At 71.4% G+C, this 17,753-nt stretch carries 17 protein-coding genes and 1 pseudogene; 7 read left to right on the top strand and 11 right to left on the bottom strand.

What is annotated here, in order from left to right; translation table 11 throughout:
* Nucleotides 1-48: 48 nt before the first annotated feature.
* Both C464_RS04960 and C464_RS04955 read right to left on the bottom strand, forming a co-directional pair.
* Nucleotides 49-495 (bottom strand): archease, encoded by a 447-nt coding sequence (locus C464_RS04960; RefSeq protein WP_006112489.1) that lies wholly within the window; start codon nt 493-495, stop codon nt 49-51.
* A complete protein-coding gene (locus C464_RS04955; protein WP_006112488.1) occupies nt 492-1,316 on the bottom strand; it encodes a DUF502 domain-containing protein in 825 nt (274 codons plus the stop codon). The genes C464_RS04960 and C464_RS04955 overlap by 4 nt, the downstream gene beginning before the upstream one ends.
* A 166-nt stretch (nt 1,317-1,482) precedes the next feature.
* Between C464_RS04955 and C464_RS04950 the strand changes: the two genes are divergently transcribed.
* Both C464_RS04950 and hmgA read left to right on the top strand, forming a co-directional pair.
* Complete coding sequence (locus C464_RS04950) at nt 1,483-1,956, top strand: GNAT family N-acetyltransferase (protein WP_006112487.1); 474 nt, start codon at nt 1,483-1,485, stop codon at nt 1,954-1,956.
* Between the two features lie 81 nt (nt 1,957-2,037).
* On the top strand, nt 2,038-3,261 hold the full coding sequence (hmgA, locus tag C464_RS04945) for a hydroxymethylglutaryl-CoA reductase (NADPH) (RefSeq protein WP_006112486.1): 1,224 nt from the start codon (nt 2,038-2,040) through the stop codon (nt 3,259-3,261).
* Between the two features lie 30 nt (nt 3,262-3,291).
* Here the strand turns inward: hmgA and C464_RS19915 are convergent.
* The 6 genes and pseudogenes from C464_RS19915 to nadA form a co-directional block, all read right to left on the bottom strand.
* Nucleotides 3,292-3,598 (bottom strand): annotated as a pseudogene (locus C464_RS19915) (DUF2250 domain-containing protein).
* A 135-nt stretch (nt 3,599-3,733) separates the two neighbouring features.
* On the bottom strand, nt 3,734-5,179 hold the full coding sequence (gene cofH / locus C464_RS04940; RefSeq protein ID WP_006112485.1) for a 7,8-didemethyl-8-hydroxy-5-deazariboflavin synthase subunit CofH: 1,446 nt from the start codon (nt 5,177-5,179) through the stop codon (nt 3,734-3,736).
* A gap of 218 nt (nt 5,180-5,397) precedes the next feature.
* The gene (locus C464_RS04935) at nt 5,398-6,351 is read right to left on the bottom strand and encodes an HFX_2341 family transcriptional regulator (protein WP_006112484.1); all 954 of its coding nucleotides are present in this window, start codon (nt 6,349-6,351) and stop codon (nt 5,398-5,400) included.
* Nucleotides 6,352-6,465: 114 nt separating this feature from the next.
* Nucleotides 6,466-7,281 (bottom strand): carboxylating nicotinate-nucleotide diphosphorylase, encoded by an 816-nt coding sequence (nadC, locus tag C464_RS04930; protein ID WP_006112482.1) that lies wholly within the window; start codon nt 7,279-7,281, stop codon nt 6,466-6,468.
* The gene (locus C464_RS04925) at nt 7,281-8,858 is read right to left on the bottom strand and encodes an L-aspartate oxidase (protein WP_006112480.1); all 1,578 of its coding nucleotides are present in this window, start codon (nt 8,856-8,858) and stop codon (nt 7,281-7,283) included. The genes nadC and C464_RS04925 overlap by 1 nt, the downstream gene beginning before the upstream one ends.
* 2 nt (nt 8,859-8,860) lie before the next feature.
* Nucleotides 8,861-9,991: a quinolinate synthase NadA gene (gene nadA / locus C464_RS04920; protein ID WP_006112479.1), complete on the bottom strand. Its 1,131-nt coding sequence runs from the start codon at nt 9,989-9,991 to the stop codon at nt 8,861-8,863.
* Nucleotides 9,992-10,299: 308 nt separating this feature from the next.
* Between nadA and C464_RS04915 the strand changes: the two genes are divergently transcribed.
* Nucleotides 10,300-11,607, top strand: a complete 1,308-nt coding sequence (locus C464_RS04915) for an acetamidase/formamidase family protein (protein ID WP_006112478.1) — start codon at nt 10,300-10,302, stop codon at nt 11,605-11,607.
* A gap of 19 nt (nt 11,608-11,626) precedes the next feature.
* Here C464_RS04915 and C464_RS04910 read toward each other — a convergent pair whose 3' ends face one another.
* Nucleotides 11,627-12,613, bottom strand: a complete 987-nt coding sequence (locus tag C464_RS04910; protein WP_006112477.1) for a M48 family metallopeptidase — start codon at nt 12,611-12,613, stop codon at nt 11,627-11,629.
* 152 nt (nt 12,614-12,765) lie between these two features.
* Here C464_RS04910 and C464_RS04905 point away from each other — a divergent pair, with 152 nt between their 5' ends.
* A complete protein-coding gene (locus tag C464_RS04905) occupies nt 12,766-13,845 on the top strand; it encodes an aminopeptidase (protein WP_006112475.1) in 1,080 nt (359 codons plus the stop codon).
* A 24-nt stretch (nt 13,846-13,869) separates the two neighbouring features.
* On the opposite strand, the gene C464_RS04900 is transcribed toward C464_RS04905, so the two are convergent.
* A complete protein-coding gene (locus C464_RS04900) occupies nt 13,870-14,265 on the bottom strand; it encodes a hypothetical protein (RefSeq protein WP_006112474.1) in 396 nt (131 codons plus the stop codon).
* 111 nt (nt 14,266-14,376) lie between these two features.
* Here C464_RS04900 and C464_RS04895 point away from each other — a divergent pair, with 111 nt between their 5' ends.
* A complete protein-coding gene (locus C464_RS04895) occupies nt 14,377-14,661 on the top strand; it encodes an amphi-Trp domain-containing protein (protein WP_006112473.1) in 285 nt (94 codons plus the stop codon).
* A gap of 22 nt (nt 14,662-14,683) precedes the next feature.
* Here the strand turns inward: C464_RS04895 and C464_RS04890 are convergent, their stop codons facing one another.
* The gene (locus tag C464_RS04890; RefSeq protein ID WP_006112471.1) at nt 14,684-15,241 is read right to left on the bottom strand and encodes a response regulator; all 558 of its coding nucleotides are present in this window, start codon (nt 15,239-15,241) and stop codon (nt 14,684-14,686) included.
* A gap of 261 nt (nt 15,242-15,502) precedes the next feature.
* On the opposite strand from C464_RS04890, the gene pan2 reads away from it, so the two are divergent.
* Entirely contained in the window at nt 15,503-16,726 is a 1,224-nt protein-coding gene (gene pan2 / locus C464_RS04885; protein ID WP_006112470.1) for a proteasome-activating nucleotidase Pan2, read from the top strand.
* Between the two features lie 417 nt (nt 16,727-17,143).
* Nucleotides 17,144-17,689 carry a pyruvoyl-dependent arginine decarboxylase gene (locus C464_RS04880; protein ID WP_006112468.1) on the top strand — a complete coding sequence of 182 codons (546 nt, stop codon included), beginning with the start codon at nt 17,144-17,146 and terminating at the stop codon, nt 17,687-17,689.
* The last annotated feature ends 64 nt before the right edge of the window (nt 17,690-17,753 follow it).

Here is a 17,753-nt window from a genome sequence, read left to right as displayed (position 1 = left end):
CAACGCACTCGATAACTATAATGGTTCCTCACGTTTCAGCGCGCGGTCTCACACGTCGAACACGACGTACGCGTACCACCCGTCGCCTCGGCGTTCGAGCGCCATCTCGGAGTACGTGACGGCCTTGATCTCCCGAGCGGCCACCGCGTCGAGCGGGACGCCGCGCGCGCCGGCCGCGAGCCGCCACGCGTCCGGGTCCGCGGAGTCGCCCTCGCGGGCCGCCTCGTTCGGTTCGACGACCGCACAGCGGTGGTCGGCCGGGAGGACGAGCCGCACGTCGCGCTCGTAGATCAGCCGGTCGAGGTAGTCGAACAGCAGGGCCTCCCGGCTCTCGGCGGTGACCTCGACGTCGAACCGATCGCCGCCCGTCGCCGGCACGGACTCCGCGCTCGCGGCGGTGAGTCCGTCGGCGACCGCCGCGAACAGCGCCGCGAGCGTGTCGCCCGTCGCCTCGACGGCGACGTCGGCGGTGTGGTCGCGGAGCTCGTAGCTCATCGCTCGTCGCCCCCTTGGTGGCCGTCGCCGGTCCCGCCGCGGGGCTCGTCCGCGTTCCCCGGCCGCCCGTCGGCGGGGAACCGGGCGTCGATGGTCCGCTCCGGCGCGCCGGCGCGGAGGTCCTCCGGGTCGACGTCGTCGATGTCGGCCGCGACCCCCTCCAACGCGACCCCGCTCGTGACGAGGGCGCGGATCCCCTCGTCGACGGTCAGTTCGACGTCGACCACCCGGCGGTCGGGGACGAAGACGACGTGGCCGCCCATCACCGGGTTCGGGGCCATCGGCATGAACAGCGTCCGCATGCCCTCCCCCTCGCCGTCCGCGTGGTCCGCGATGACGTCCGGCGTCTCGCTCGTGACGAACGCGAGCGTGTAGGTGTCCTCCGTCGGGAACTCCACGAGGACGACCTCGCGGAAGTTCCCGCCGCCCTCCGAGTCGAGCATCGCGTCGCTCATCTGGCGGAACCCCTGGTAGACGGAGCCGACGCCCGGGATCCGCTCGACCGCGTCGTCGACGTAGTCGACCGCGCGCTCGCCGTACCGCGAGGACTCGACGCCGGCGCCCAAGAGGAGGATCGTCGCCACGAACACGACCGGGGTCGCGACCTCGATCGCGAGCTCGCGGGAGACCGCGCCGATCACCGGGAGCCCGTCTCCCGGCGTCACGGCGACGACCGCCGACGAGAACAGGTTCAGATAGTCGTACACCGCGTTGAAGGCGAACGCGAGGACGGCCAGCGTGATGACGGCGGGGACGACGACGGCGACGCCGGTGAGGAACGCCCGTCGGAGCAGTGCGACCCCCGACGACTCGTCGGTCATTGATCGCGACCACGCCGGGCCGCGGCAAAACGCTTCCGTCGAGCGCTCGAACCGCGTCGGCGTCGGGGTTCGGCTCGGGTGCCGACCCACGGAGAGCGGGGCTACCGACCGCAACGGTCCCCGCTGGCGGTGGAGTTATATTCCGCTGGCGTGTTAGGTCATCGCAGTGAGCGTCAACGTCGAAAAGCGGGTCGACCCGCCCGGCGAGTCCGACTACGCGACCGCCGCGTGGGAACTCAAAGAGCGCATTCGATCCGCGGAGGGCGTCCTCCGACAGCGACGCGGCTTCTTCGTCGACGCGTATCGCCGGTCCACCGCCCACCTGCTCGTCGAGAACGACCGGCTCGTCGCGTTCGCCTCCGTCCGGCGCGACGGCTACATCCTCTTCCTCGCGGTCAACCCCGACCACCGCGGCCGCGGCTACGCCGAGCGGCTCGTCGCCGACGTCGCGGAGGACCACCGGTCGGTCACCTGCCACGCGCGCACGACCAACCGGCAGGCGCTCGGCTTCTACGAGCACCTCGGCTTCGAGGTGATCCGCCGCATCGACGGCTACTACGAGGACGGCGGCGACGCCTACTACCTCAAGCTCGGCGGCGAGTCGCTCCGCGAGCGGCTCTCCGGGTTCGTCGGCGGGTAGGCGGCCGATTCCGCCGCGGACGCGACCCTCGAAGGCCCCGGAACCGACAGTAATTAGCGCCCGCCGCGTGGAGAGGCCGGCATGTCGCAACCGACTCCCGCGGACCTCGCGACCCGGGTCCGCGACGGCGACCTCCGCTTCCACGAGCTGGAAGACCACGCCGACGCCGACGTCGCGACCGCCGCGCGCCGGCTGCTCGTCGCGGAGGCGACCGACGCCGACCTCGACCCGCTCGGCGAGTACGCCTTCGACGCCGACGCGGTCCACGGCTCGAACATCGAGAACACCCTCGGCGGGGTCCAGGTCCCCGTCGGCGTCGCCGGGCCGGTGACCGTCGACGGCGGCGACCGCTCGGCCGAGCGCTACCTCCCGCTGGCGACCACCGAGGGGGCGCTCGTCGCGTCGATCAACCGCGGCTGCTCCGCCATCGAGGCCGGCGGCGGGGCGACCGCGCGGGTGACCAAGAGCGGGATGACCCGGGCCCCCGTCTTCCGGGTCGCGGGCGTCGCCGAGGCCGAGGCGCTCGTCGCCTGGGTCCGCGACAACGAGCCCGCGCTCGCCGAGGCGGCGGAGTCGACGACGAGCCACGGCGAGCTGCTGGACGTGACGCCGTACGTCGTCGGCAACAACGTCTTCCTGCGGTTCCGCTACGACACGAAGGACGCGATGGGGATGAACATGGCCACCATCGCGACGCGGGAGGCCTGCGACGCCGTCGAGGCGGAGACGGACGCCTCGCTCGTCGCGCTGTCGGGCAACCTCTGTTCGGACAAGAAGCCGGCCGCGATCAACGCCGTCGAGGGCCGCGGGCGCTCGGTCGTCGCGGACGCGACGATCCCCCGCGCGGTCGTCGAGGACCGCCTCCGGACGACCCCCGAGGCGGTCGCGGAGATCAACACGCGAAAGAACCTCGTCGGCTCCGCGAAGGCCGGCGCGCTCGGCTTCAACGCCCACGTCGCCAACGCGGTCGCGGCGATGTTCCTCGCCACCGGGCAGGACGAGGCGCAGGTCGTCGAGGGCGCGAACGCGATCACGACCGCCGAGACGACCGCCGACGGCGACCTCTACGTCTCCGTCTCGCTGGCGAGCCTCGAAGTGGGGACGGTCGGCGGCGGGACGAAACTGCCGACGCAGCAAGCGAGCCTGGAGATCCTCGGCGTCGCCGGCGGCGGCGACCCCCCCGGCAGCAACGCCGACGCGCTCGCGGAGTCGATCGCGGTCTGCGCGCTCGCGGGCGAGCTGAACCTGCTCGCGGCGCTCGGCTCGCGACACCTCTCGTCGGCGCACGCGGAGCTCGGGCGGTAGGCTCTCCGCGACCCGAGCGGGCGAAGCGCGTCAGTCCGACCAGCGCGGACAGTCGTCGCGGAGCGCCGCCCGTCCCGCGTCGGTGAGGCGGTAGACTGCCNGTCACCCGCTCGACGAGCCCCGCGGCCGCGAGCGCCTCCAGCCGCGACTCGACGTGGTCGGCGTACAGTCCCGTGTTGCCCGCGACGAAGGCCGGGTAGTCCGTCCCCACGTCGTCGAGGTACGCCAACAGCCGCTCGTCGGAGCGCGTGAGCGACGGCGCGTCGAGGCTCTCCCCGCGGTCGTCGCGGTCGCTCTCTCTCTGACGGCCGGCCGGCTGTGCGTCGGGTGCGGTCATTTCACACGTGGGGACGTGTGCCATGATAAAGGGGGTGCCGGGGGTTCTCACTCGATGAGAGTCGCCGGCCGTCGGGCGGAACGTGTTCGGCGTCGAACAGGTCGGCTCGGCGCGGACTCGGCGGGCGACGCGGACTCAGTCGTCGGCGTCGGCCGGGGGCGTCCCGACCGCGCCGCCGCCCGGTCGGCGGTTCGACAGCAGCGGGGTCCCGTCGGCGCGGGGACCGAGCCGCGGGCCGTGCGGGCCGTCGTCGGGGTCGATCCGGCGGCGGGTCCGGTAGTCGGTCGACCGCTCGACCGGGGTCCGGCCGATCGCCGTGATCATCTCGACGTAGTCGTCGAACGACCGGTACTCGCCGTACTCGCCGCCCGCGCGGCTGGTGATCTCCTCCGAGAGGATCGTCCCCATGAAGTCGTCCGCGCCGCAGTTGAGCAGCTTGAGCCCGTGGGCGTCGCCCGACTTCACCCACGAGGCCTGAACGTGCTCGACGTTGTCCAAGAAGAGCCGCGCGACCGCGACGACGAGCTCGTCCTCGGCGCGCGAGGGCCCGGAGTCGACGACGCCGCGCCGGAAGAGCGGCGTGTTCTGGTGGATGAAAGAGAGCGGGACGAACTCCGTGACCGCGCCCGTGCGGTCCTGGAGGTCGCGGATCACCTTCAGGTGTTGCGCGCGGTGCGCCACCGTCTCGACGTGGCCGTACATCATCGTCGAGGTGACGTCGAGACCGGCGGCGGCCGCGCCCTCCATCGCCGCCACCCAGTCGCCCGTGCGGATCTTCCCCGGGCAGATCACGTCGCGGACCTCGTCGACGAGGATCTCGGCGGCGGTGCCCGGCGCGGAGTCGAGCCCGGCGGCCGCCAGCTCGCGGTACACCGCCTCGTACTCCCAGTCGGTGCCCCGGGAGGCGTGGTACGCCTCCTCCGGGGTCATCGAGTGGAGGTGGACGCCGCCGACCGACATCGCGTCCATCTGCTCGACGTAGGTGCCGGGGTCGGTCGCGTACGCCTCGGGCGGCTTGTAGTTCACCTCGCTCGCGGGGTCGTCGTACCCGGCGAGGGTCTCGTGATGCTCCTCGTTCAGGGCGAACGCGGGGTGGAGCCCCGAGACGGAGCACACCTCGTAGACCCCCATGTCGAGGGCGTCCTCGACGACCGCGCGCGACTCCGCGGGCGGCTTGGTGAACCCCGCGTGTTCGACGTCGCTGTCGGCCTCGAACGCGTGCGCGGAGTCCTTGAAGTTACAGAACAGGCAGCCGGTGTTACACGCCGTGGTGACGTTGTTGTTCAGGTTGGCGACGAAGGTGACCTCGTCGCCGACCGCCTCGCGCCGCCGCCGGTCGGCGGCCTCCAACACCGCCTCCTTGCGGACGGGGTCGATCCCCGACGCCTCCGTGCCGGTCGCGAGCAGTTCCGTCGCGTCGTCGACGGTGAGGCGAACCCCGTCGCGGGCCTTCGCGAGCGCGTTCTCGAACGACTGGTCGGTCGCGGGCGTCGCGAAGTCGAACTCGTTCGCACCGCTCTCCGCTCTCCCGTCTCCGCGCTCGTCCGGCCCGTTCGCGCCGGAATCGCCCCCCGAACTCATCCCCTAACGATCCCGGTTCCATCGTGATAAACGGGCGGGTCGCGACACCGATCGAGCGAGAAGTGATCAATCGTGTCGGACGGTGTCGCGTGCCCGCGAGCGGCGCGGCCGGGGGGTCGGCGCGGTCGGGGGGTCGGCGCGGCCGGGGGTTCGACGCTGCCCGTCGGCGCTCCGCTAGACCTACTGTATCGATCAACAGCCGATTCGCCAGGGTCTGTTCACGCCACGTCGCGATCCTCGTCGGCGTGCGCGCGCACCCACAGCTGCCCGATCCGCGAGAGGCTCGTCCGGTAGGACTTCCCGTGCTCCTCGCGCTCGATGTACCCCTTGCCGCCCGGGCCGAGCCGGTCGACGTTGTAGATAACCTTCGAGCGGAACGAGTCGGTGTACTCCTCGTTGAGCTCGGCCGCGAGGGTCTCGGCCAGCTCCGAGACGGACTCGAACTCGCCGTGTTCGCCGAGCGTGAACAGCACAAGCTCCTCGAACGGCTTGACGTTCTGGAAGGAGGCCACCGGGAGTTCGATGACGTGGCGGTCGCCGATGCGCTTCGCCCCGATGGTGGTCCCGCGCTCGTCGAACTCCGCGAGGAGGTCCGTCGTGCTCGCGAGCCGGTCCGCGACGCGGTCGGCGTCGACGCCCGCGTCCGCCAGCGCCTCGGCGTCGCTCCCGTCGTCGAGGTCGCGCAGGAGGTCCCGCGTCGCGCGCAGCTCCTCGGCGAGCTCGGTCTCGAGGTACTTCTCCGGGGCCGTGTAGTAGGTGTGAATGCGGTCGCGGTCGGTCTGCCGCTCGACCATGATCGAGTGGGCCGCGGTCGCGAACGCGAACGAGACGGGCCGGGGCATCGAACAGAGGTTCACCCACACCTCGCGCTCGTCGGCGTCGTCGACGCCCTCGTCACGGTCGAGCTCGGCGTTGATGAGGTCGAAGGCGCGCTCGAAGGCGGCGTCGTAGTCGTACACGTCGTCCAGTCGCTCGCGGACCGTCTCCGCGCCGAGCAGGTTCCGGAAGTCCTGTTCGAGCTTGCGCGCGATGTTCCGCGAGTACTCGACGTTGGCCTCGCTCCCGACCGTCCCCTCCAGCAGGATCACCCGGTCCACGTCGAACTGGTCCCGGATGAGCGGGGCGATCATCCGGTCGTAGTCGAACCCGACCGGAACGATGTGGGTCTGCATACGTCCGACGACGTGGCGGCGTTTATAAAAACCACGCTCTGTCGGCTCGCGGCGCGGGCGGGCGGACTCCCCCGAGTTCCGGCCGGGCGAGACCGCCGCGAGCGCCGGCCGGCGTCACCCCGTCCGGAAGGAGAGGTCAAGCGCCGGCGCGGAGTGCGTGAGCCCGCCCATCGAGATCACGTCCACGCCGGTCGCGGCGTAGTCGGGGACGGTCTCGACGGTGATCCCGCCCGAGGCCTCGGTCAGCGCGTCGGCGTCGCTGGCCGCCACGCGGTCCACCGCGTCCGCCGTCTCGGCGGGCGTCATGTTGTCGAGGAGGACGACGTCCGAGCCCGCCTCGGCCGCGCGCGCGGCGTCGCCGGGCGCTTCGACCTCCACGTCGAGCGCGGTCGCGAACGAGGCGCGCTCCCGGAAGCGCTCGATCGCGCCAGTCAACCCCATCTCGGCGACGTGGTTGTCCTTCACCATGACCATGTGCGAGAGGTCGAGCCGGTGGGTGTCCCCGCCGGCGGCCGCGACCGCGCGTTTCTCGACCCCGCGCAGCCCCGGCGTCGTCTTGCGGGTCGCCGCGATCCGGACCTCGCCGTCGACCTCCCGGGCGGCCGCGACCGCGGCGTCGGTCGCCGTCGCGACGCCCGAGGCGTGGGCCGCGACGTTCACGGCGACGCGCTCGCCGCGGAGGACCGCCGTCGCCGGCCCCCGCACGCGCAACAGGGCGTCGCCGGGGGCGACGTCCGTGCCGTCCGCGAGGCGCTCGGTCACGGTCGCGTCGAGGTAGTCGAACACCGCGCTCGCGGCGTCGACCCCCGCCGCGACGCCGGACTCCTTGGCGACGAGCCGGCCGGTCGTCTCGCCCGGCACGTCGTTTGTCACGTCGTGGTGGCCCACGTCCTCGCGGAGCCACCGCTCGACGTCGCTGTCGGTGAGCATCAGTCGTCCGCCGTCGGGCGGGGCTCCGTCGCCTCGCCCTCGTCGAGCCGGTAGTGCGTCCCGACGCTCTCGTCGTTCGCCAGCGCGTGCCGGGTCACCAGCAGCCCCGTCACGGTCGCGTTGCGGAGCTCGTACAGCGAGCGGGAGGTCCGGGTCCGGACGTAGGAGTCGACCTCGCCCTTGAGCCGCCGCAGGACGCCGAGCGCCCGCCGCAGCTCGTCCGGGTCGCGCTCGATGCCGACGCACTCGTCCGTCACGCGCCGCAGCCGCCGGAACTTCTGTCGAGCGAAGTCGTCGGGGAGGGCGGGGTCCCGATCCAAAAGCTCCGGCGGCGCGACGCGCTCGGGATCGTCGCCGTCGCCGCGGGACGCGTCCGCGCCGGCGCGGAGCCCCCAGACCAGCCCTTCGAGGAGGCTCGTCGACGCGAGCCGGTTCGCGCCGTGGAGCCCGGTACACGCGCACTCGCCGACGGCGTAGAGCCCGTCGAGGCTCGTCCGCCCGCGGTCGTCGACGGCGACGCCGCCGCAGAGGAAGTGCTCGGCCGGCGCGACCGGGATCCCGTCGGTCGGGTCGACGCCGCGGTCCGCGCACTTCTCGGCGAGCCCGGGGAACTCGCCGGCGAAGTCCAGGGGGCTCACGTCCAGCAGCACCTCCCCGGTGGCCCGTCGCTCGGCGGCGACCGCCCGCGAGACCACGTCCCGGGGAGCCAACTCGGCGTCCTCGTGGTATGCGGGCATGAACCGCTCGCCGTCGCCGTTCCGCAGGACCGCGCCCTCGCCCCTGACCGCCTCGCTGACGAGGAAGCCGTCCTCGTCGCCGTCGGCCGCGTACGCGGTCGGGTGGTACTGGACGTACTCCATGTCCGTCACGTCCGCCCCCGCGAGCGCGGCCATCCCGATGCCGTCGCCGGTGGCCCCGGCGGGGTTCGTCGAGCGGGGGAACAGGTCGCCGATCCCGCCGGTCGCCAGCACCGTCGCGCCGGCGTAGACGGGGGCGCGTTCGCCCCCGGACTCGACGACTGCGCCGTGAACTCGCCCCTCGTGGCGGATCAGTTCCAGCGCGGCGGCGTCGGTCCGGATCTCGACGCCGTCCCGGTCGTCGAGGTGGTTCAGGAAGGGGACGTGGACGTGCTTGCCCGTCGCCGCGCCGACGTGGAGGATCCGGTCCTCGCTGTGCGCGGCCTCGCGGCCGAAGTCGAAGCCGCCGTCGCCGTCGCCGGCGGTCAGACTGGTTTCGGTCGACCCGTCGCTCGCGGCGGCGTCGCCGTCGAACGACACGCCCAGCGTGTCGACGAGCACGTCGGACACCGCCTCGTTCGCGTTCTCGACGAGCGTCTCGACGGCGTCGAGGTCGGCCGTCCCGTCGGAGGCCGCGACGATGTCCCGCCGGAACTGCGCCCGGTCGTCGCGGGCGACCGCGATCCCGCCCTGCGCCCACCACGACGACGCGCCCTCCGGACGGGTCGACTTCGTCGCGACGAGCACGTCTCGGCCCTCGCGGGCCGCGGCGAGCGCGGCGGCCAGCCCGCCGATCCCGGCCCCGACGACGAGCACGTCGGTGGTCTCGTGTCCCGTCATCGTCAGATCTCCAGCATCCGGTCGAGCGCGACCCGCGCGAGCTCCTTCTCCTCGGGCGCGACCTCGACGACGTTCGGTTCGCGACCCGCGACCAGCTCCTCGAGGACCCACGCCAGGTAGTTGGGGTCGATCTGGCGCATCGCGTTACAGTCCATACAGGCGTCGCCGCAGAGCGGGACGACGTTCACCTCCGGGTGCCAGCGCTGGAGGTGCTGCGCGAGGTGGATCTCGGTCCCGATGGCCCACGTGTCGCCGGGGTCGGCGTCCGCGACGGTCTCGCAGATCGTCGCCGTCGACCCGACCACGTCGGCCGCCTCGACGACCTCGCGCCGGCACTCGGGGTGGACGACGACGCTGACGTCGTCGTGTCGCTCGCGGACCTGCTCGACGTGGGACGCGCGGAAGCGCTCGTGGACCTGGCAGTAGCCGTCCCAGAGGATCACGTCGCTCTCGACGACGTCGCCCGCGTCCGCCGACGCGGCGTCCCACGGGTCCCACTCGGCGATCTCGTCTTCCAGCCCCAGCCGGTGGGCGGTGTTCTCCCCGAGGTGTTTGTCGGGGAGGAACAGCACCTTGTCGCCCTCGTCGAGGGCGTACTCGAACGCGTCGTGGGCGTTCGACGACGTACAGACGAGCCCGCCCTGCTCCGCGCAGAACGCCTTGAGATCGGCGTAGCTGTTCATGTACGTGACGGGCACGATGTCCGCGTCCGTCGCCGCGGTGAGCTCCGCCCACGCCGCGTCGACCTGAAGTGCCTCGGCCATCCCGGCCATCGGACAGGACGCCTCCATGCTCGGGAGGATGACGCGCTGGTCGTCGTCGGTGATGATGTCGGCGGACTCGGCCATGAACGTCACGCCCCCGAAGATCACGTACTCCGCGTCGGCGTTCGCGGCCTCCTTGCTCAGCTGGTAGGAGTCGCCGACGAAGTTCGCGTGTTCGACGATCTCCCGCCGCTGGTAGTTGTGGCCGAGGATCACCACGTCGTCGCCCAGCGTCTCCAGCGCCGCCTCGATGCGCTCCGTTCGCTCGTCTTCTTCGAGCGTGCGATACTCGGGCGGAAGCTGTTCGAGATCGTCGTATTTGAACAAGCTAAGATCGGTGTCGAACTCAGCGGTTTCCATTGCTGGCATAGTCGAATACCTTCGTACTCTGATCTATATGAGCCCGTGTTGAAAACATTTTGTCTTCAATAACTCCCGGTGATTGAGGAAAGTACCGTACTGACGGATATCGAATCGCCTTTGTGACGCTTTCTCAGGATCTCCTCGGCGGGCCGAGGGCCGCTCGGAGCGTTGAGCTTCGGCCGTCTCAGCGGCGGACACGGGGATGCCGCGACCGCGCACCGCGACCGATACCCGCGAGCCGCCGGCGCTCCGTTCCGGCGCTCGGGGCCGCGGGCGGCACGATTATGCCGTGCCACGGCGTAGCAACACACGATATGTCACAGCAAGGCGTTCAGGAGGAGCTGTACGTCGACCAGTACACGCTCGGCCTCGTCGGGCCCGATCAGGAGTGGGCGGGCACGGTCGCCGACGGCGGGACGGTGACGACGTACACGCCGCCGGGCTGTTGGGGACCGATGGTGACGCCGTCGTTCCGCGGGGGCCACGAGGTGACCCGACCGATCCGCGTCGAGGGCGCGGCGGTCGGCGACGCCGTCGCGATCCACATCCGCGACGTGGAGGTGACGAGCATGGCGACCAGCACGGGGTCGATGGCGGAGCGCGACGAGGCGTTCGGCGACGACCCGTTCGTCGACCACCGCTGTCCCGAGTGCGGCGCGACGTGGCCGGACTCCGTCGTCGAGGGGACCGGCGAGGACGCGATCCGCTGCGCGGAGTGCGGCGCGAACGCCTCCTCGTTCGGCTTCGAGTACGGCTACACGGTCGCGTTCGACCACGAGAACGCGGTCGGGATCACGCTCGACGAGGACGGGGCGCACGAGCTCGCGACCGACGCCGAGCGCGTGATGGACATCCCCGAGAACGCCCGACAGCACCCGATCCTGCTGTACGAGCCGGACGGGATGCCCGGCACGCTCGGTCGCCTCCGGCCGTTCGTCGGGAACATCGGTACGACGCCGCCGGTCACCATGCCCGACTCGCACAACGCCGGCGACTTCGGGCAGAACCTCGTCGGGGCCGACCACGACTACGGGGTCGAGACCGAGGCCGACCTCGACCTGCGCACCGACGGCCACATGGACGTCCCCGAGGTCCGGGCGGGCGCGACGCTGATCTGCCCGGTCGTCGTCGACGGCGGCGGGATCTACGTCGGCGACCTCCACGCGAACCAGGGCGACGGCGAGCTCTCCTTACACACTACCGACGTGAGCGGGACCGTCACGATGGACGTCGAGGTGATCGAGGACGTCGACCTCGACGGGCCCGTCCTCCTCCCGAACGAGGAGGACCTCCCGTTCATCAGCGCCCCGTACAGCGACGACGAGGCCGCGGCGGGCGAGGCGCTCGGCGCGGAACACGGCGTCGACGTCGACACCGACGCCGCCCCGATCCAGGTGATCGGCTCCGGCGCGACCGTCAACGACGCCACGCAGAACGCCTTCGACCGCGCCGGGACGCTCCTCGACATGAGCGAGGGCGAGGTCCGGGCCCGGTGTACGTTCACCGGCGGCGTCCAGATCGGCCGGCTCCCGGGCGTCGTTCAGCTCGACATGCTCGTGCCGGCGGACGTGCTCGAGGCGTCCGGCCTCGACGACGTGACGCGCGACCACTACGGGCTGTAGCGGCGACGAGGCCGTGCGTTCACCGCGGCGGTCGGCCGCGTCCAGGGATCGCCCTCGACGGTCCGGCCGGGATCCGACGCGTCGGCCCCTGCGACTCCGCCATCTCCCGCAGGCGCTCGACGCGGTCGTCGGTCGAGGGGTGCGTCGACAGCCAGCGCTCCGCCGCCTCGTCGGTCCCCTTGTTCGTCGAGAAGGGCGCGAACGGCCACGTCGGGTCGGTCGCGCGCTCGATCCGCCGCAGGGCCCGCGCGAGCGCTATCGGGTCGCCGGTCACCTCGGCCGCGCGGGTGTCAGCCGCGAACTCCCGCCGGCGCGACCGCGACCGCGCGACGAGGGTCGCGAGGACGAACCCGGTGAACAGCCCGCCCGCGAGCGCCCGGTGGAGCCGCGCGAAGGGGCCGGACCGGTCGCCCGGTCGCCCGCGGATCCACGCCGAGGCGGCCGCGAGCCCCGACAGCGCGAGCAGGGCCGGGAGCGCGGCCACGGTGGCGAAGCCGACCACCGAGCGGCCGACCCCGTCGGCCATCGCGATCGCGAGGCCGTCGTTGCCCTCCAAGTGCGCCAGCTCGTGCGCGAAAATCGCCTCGACCTCGCGCGGGGCGAGCAGCCGGAAGAGCGACCGGTCGATCACCAGCGCGCCGCCGTCGCTCCCGCCCCCGACCGCGAACGCGTTCGGCGCGCGGGCGTCGGTGACGTACAGGTCCGGGCGCTCGACGTCCATCCGCGCCGCGAGCGAATCGATCCGCCGGTGGAGGTCCGGGGCCCGCTTCCGGGGGACGCGGTCGCCCTCTAGGTTCGCGAGGATCTGCGCGGTCCCGAGCCGGTAGCTGAGGTACGCCGACGCGAGCGCGGTCGCGGCGAGGAGCGCGAGGAGGACCGGGAGGTCCGGGCGGGCGGCCCAGACCGCGCGCAGCAGGTCGGCGACGAACAGCGCCGCGGTCAGGGAGACGGCGAGCAGGGCGACGCCGACGGCCGCCGCGGCCGCGCGGAACGCGAGCCGAGACATGGTCGAAGCTACGCGCCGACGGGGCAAACGCGTTGCGGCCGGCCGTTCCGGCGGTCGATGGCGCGTCCCGCGTCCGCTCTCGGAGGCCGGGCTCCCCCGCCCGCCCCGCCGGAAGGAAAAGCGGTAATTCCCCGGCCGCGAAACCGGTAGTCATGGACGCACGCGTACGCGAACACGCCGAGACCATCGCCGACCACTCCACCGGCATCGAGTCGGGCGACGACGTGGTCATCCAGATGCCGAAGGAGGCCGAGGACCTCGCGGTCGCGCTCCACGAGGTCTGCGGCGACCGCGGGGCGAACCCGGTCTACCTCAACTACTCGAAGCGCGCGCAGCGCGCCTTCAAGCGTTCCTCGGAGGAGTTCACGGAGCCGAGCCACCGGCGCGCGCTCTACGAGGAGGCCGACGTCTTCGTCATCGCGCGCGGCGGCGCGAACGCCACCGAGGACGCCGACGTCGACCCCGAGACGAACGCCGCGTACAACCGGGCCATGGAGGACGTCAAGCGGACGCGGCTCTCGAAGACGTGGTGTCTCACGCAGTACCCGACGGCGAGCCACGCGCAGCTCGCCGGGATGAGCACCGAGGCGTACGAGAACTTCGTCTGGGACGCCGTCTCGCTGGACTGGGACGAACAGCGCGAGTTCCAGTCGAACATGGTCGAGATCCTCGACGCGGCCGACGAGGTGCGGATCGTGTCCGGCGAGGAGACCGACCTCACGCTCGACGTGTCCGGTAACTCCACGCTCAACGACTACGGCGAGGCGAACCTCCCCGGCGGCGAGGTGTTCACCGCGCCGACGCGCGACGGCGTCGACGGCGAGGTCCACTTCGACCTGCCGCTGTACCGCTACGGCCGCGAGATCGACGGGGTCCGCCTCCGGTTCGAGGACGGCGAGGTCGTCTCGCACTCCGCCGAGCGCAACGAGGACCTCCTCACCGGCATCCTCGACACGGACGAGGGGTCGCGTCACCTCGGCGAACTCGGCATCGGGATGAACCGCCAGATCGACCGGTTCACCTACAACATGCTGTTCGACGAGAAGATGGGCGACACCGTCCACATGGCGGTCGGCTCCGCGTACCCGGAGACGGTCGGCGAGGAGAACGCGGTCAACGAGTCCGCCGAGCACGTCGACATGATCGTCGACATGAGCGAGGACTCGGTCATCGAGGTCGACGGCGAGGTCGTCCAGCGCGACGGCACCTTCGTCTTCGAGGACGGGTTCTGACGACCCGCTCGGTTCCGCTCGCGCTCACTCCGGCCCCTCCCCGCCGCGCTCCGCGGTCCTCCGAATGAACGCCGCGTACGCGGCGACGAGGACGGCCAACAGCCCGACCGTGCCGATCGGGGCGATCCCCGGGTAGTCGGCCAGCGGCGCGATCGCCCCTGCCGGCAGCACGAACACGTCGACGACGCCGGTGCCGACAGACAGCGCGAGCACGGCGATCCACATCGTCCCCACGGCGTAGCCGAGCGGCACGAGCCCGTCGGTCCGCGCGGCGTGCGCGACGACCGCGCCGCCGCCCACGACCGGGACCGCGACGAGCGGGCTCGTCGGATCGGCGAGGAGGACGCTCCCGCCGAGCGCGATCGCCGCCCAGTAGACGGCGACGGCGACGACGGTGCGGAGCGAGTCGGGGAGTGACACGAGGTGTGCGTTCGGCGGCGCGGCACAAAACGATCGGGGGCGGTCCCGGCGACGCCCCGCGCCGCGGTACCCGCGGCGGTGTTTATGTGCTGAGGGCTCGTACGTCGACGCATGCCAGAAGAAGTCCTCTTCGAGTCCGAGAGCCGCCGGAGCCGGGAAGAGATCGCCGCGTACCTGCGGACGGTCGCGGACTCGCTGGACGCGGGGAACGCGATCACGCTCACGCGCGGCGACGAGTCGACGACGCTGGAGCCGCCGGCGAGACCGACCTTCGAGGTGAAAGCGGAGCGCGAGGGCCCCGCCGAGGGGCCGGGCGAGTTGAGCGTCGAGTTCGAACTGGAGTGGGACGAGGACGGCGGCGATGCGAGCGCCGACGGCGATCTGAGAATCGAGTAGTCGCCGGCGGTCGCCTCCCGCGTTACGGGACTTTTCCGGGGACCTCGACGAACGCGTCCCGCGCGGAGAGGTGATCGAGCGTGTCGTCGACTTCGAGGCGGACGGCCTCCATCCGGTCGATGAGCTCCTCGTACTCGTCGGAGTTGGTCGTGCCGGCGGCCTCCAGCGCGGCCTTCTTCGAGGCTAGCGCGAAGAACTCCTGGCTCCGCTCGTCGAAGGCGGCGCGGTGGAGGAGCACCTCCACGAGCGTGAGCAGGTCCTCTTTGGTGACGGGCTTCGTCTTGTAGTCGTCGAACGGCATCTCGACGATGTCGACGTCGGGCTCGACCGCGGTCAGCATCGCCACGCGGGCGTCGTACCCCTCGCCGCGGATCTCGTCTAACACCTCGTGGCCCGACATGTCGGGCATCCGGCGGTCCAAGAGGACCACGTCGACCTCGTCGTCCATCAGGTCGATCGCCTCGTCGCCGCCCGTCGCGATCCGAACGTCGTAGGCCGAGTCGAGGTAGACCCGGTACAGTTCCGCGAGGTCCGGCTCGTCGTCGACCGCGAGCACGGTCGCGTCCGGAGTTTCCGTCATCGGAGGGGCCTCCGGGTCCTCGTCTCGCGATCTGCGAGCGCCGGACCGGCGCGGCCGCCCGCCGTTCGTGCGTCCATACGCTGTCGTCCGTTCGCCCCGGTTTAAAACGTTGACACCCGTTTATCAGCGCTGATACCGTCGCGACGCACGCGGTCGTCGCGCGCTTCGCGGCGCGGACGGGCGCTCGCTCGTCTCGCCGATCCAACGGTCTCTCCGTGACCCAAAGGCACATTTACGCCCGCATCCTATCCCGCACAACGAATGTCTCACAGCCCCTCACTGCCCGACCGCCCGCGGTTGGAGCTCGACCCGGAGATGAGCGACGCGGAGCGGCTGGAGGCGATCCGCCAGCACTTCCGACGGATCGTCCAGGTGAACGAGGAACTGGAAACCCGGCTCGCGGACGCCGAGGGTCGCCGCGGCGATCTGAAAGACGACGTCGAGCAGCTGAAACGCGAGAACGAGGTGCTGAAGACCTCCTCGCTGTACATCGCGTCGGTCGAAGAGATCACCGACGACGGCGTCGTTATCAAACAGCACGGCAACAACCAGGAGGTCCTCACGCAGGCCGCCACGCGCCTCGACGAGGACCTCCGCCCCGGCGACCGCGTCGCGATCAACGACTCCTTCGCGGTCCAGCAGGTGCTCGACGACGAGACCGACTCGCGAGCGCAGGCGATGGAGGTCACCGAGTCCCCGGACGTCGAGTACGCCGACATCGGCGGCATCGACGACCAGATCCGCGAGGTCCGCGAGGCCGTCGAAGACCCCCTCGAAAACCCCGAGCAGTTCGAGAAAGTCGGCGTCGAACCGCCGAGCGGCGTCCTGCTTCACGGTCCGCCGGGCACCGGGAAGACGATGCTCGCGAAGGCCGTCGCCAACGAGTCGGACGCGACGTTCATCAAGATGGCCGGCTCGGAGCTCGTCCGGAAGTTCATCGGCGAGGGCGCGCGGCTCGTCCGCGACCTCTTCGAGCTCGCTGCCGAGCGCGAGCCCGCCGTCATCTTCATCGACGAGATCGACGCCGTCGCCGCCAAGCGGACCGACTCGAAGACCTCGGGCGACGCCGAGGTCCAGCGGACGATGATGCAGCTGCTCTCGGAGATGGACGGTTTCGACGACCGCGGCGAGATCCGGATCATGGCCGCGACCAACCGCTTCGACATGCTCGACGAGGCGATCCTGCGCCCGGGCCGCTTCGACCGGCTCATCGAGGTGCCCGAGCCCGGCCCCGAGGGCCGCGAGCGCATCCTCGAGATCCACACGCAGGACATGAACGTCGCGGCCGACATCGACCTCGGCGTCGTCGCCGCCGACCTCGACGGGTACAGCGGCGCGGACATCGCGTCGCTGGCGACCGAAGCCGGGATGTTCGCCATCCGCGACGGTCGCACCGAGGTGGCGCAGGAGGACTTCGAGCAGGCCCGCGACAAGCTCCAAGACGCCGACAAGGAGGACGAGCAGGTCATCAATTACCAGTACTGACGACGGAGAGTGGTTCTGATACGGTCGTCGAATCTATGGGATTTCCGACGAACCACTCATAACTAGCTGCCTGTAATTTGGCGGCGAACACCGCCGAAACCCCAGCCGCGAGGACTCGCGCGGTTCGCTGTGCTCCTCGTTCGGTCGCTATCGCTCCTTCACTGCGGTGTTACTACACCGTGCTTCGCCCTCGCGGCTGCCCCTTCGAGTCCCGCCCCGCATCGCGACCGCACGGCACCACACACCTCCCCAGCCTCGTCGGCCTCCCTTCGGTCGGCCGACTCCCTCGCGCGTGCGACTCGCAGCCTGACGGCTGCTCGTCGGCACGCGCCACCGCCTGTTTATTTTCAACTTACCTGCCGCCGGCGACGATTGGGTTCGTAACCCCTTACCTCTCGGGTCGCCGATTCGCCGTTAATGAACACCATCCACGTCGCCGGGGGCGTCGGGGTCGCCGACACGGCGATGGCCTCCTACGACGCCGCGCTCGCGGACGCGAACCTCCACAACTACAACCTCGTGGCAGTCTCCTCGGTCGTCCCCGCCGAGGCGACCGTCGAGGCGGTCGCGGAAGCGCCGCCGCTGGGCCCCGCGGGCAACCGGCTCACCGTCGTCGAGGCGCGCCGGACGATCGGCCCGGACGACGAGGTCGACTTCCGCGAGGGCGGCCGTTCGGGCGCAGAGGACGCCGAATCGAAGCGCGCGCCCCGCCGCCACCCCGACGCGGTCGCGGGGCTCGGCTGGGCGACCGGCCCGGGGCCGGGGCTCTTCTACGAGGTGACCGGCGAGGACTCCGCGGACGTCCGCGAGCGGATCGAGGCGGGGCTCGACGCCGGGAGCGACCTCCGCGACTGGGAGCTCCCCGCCCGCGAGACGCGCGTCGAGACGGTTCCCGCCGAGCCGGGCCGCTACGCGACCGCGGTCGTGATCGCCGCGTACGGGGAGTCCGAGCCGATCCTGTAGCGGACTTCCGGGACTCGGTCGCCGTCGCCGACGCCTTTTTGACTCGGCTCCGCGTACGTGTCGT

It is taken from the genome of Halorubrum coriense DSM 10284 (genome assembly GCF_000337035.1).
Lineage (GTDB): Archaea > Halobacteriota > Halobacteria > Halobacteriales > Haloferacaceae > Halorubrum > Halorubrum coriense.
Note: the sequence above shows the minus strand (reverse complement) of the source record. Positions and strands in the feature narration are given on the sequence as shown.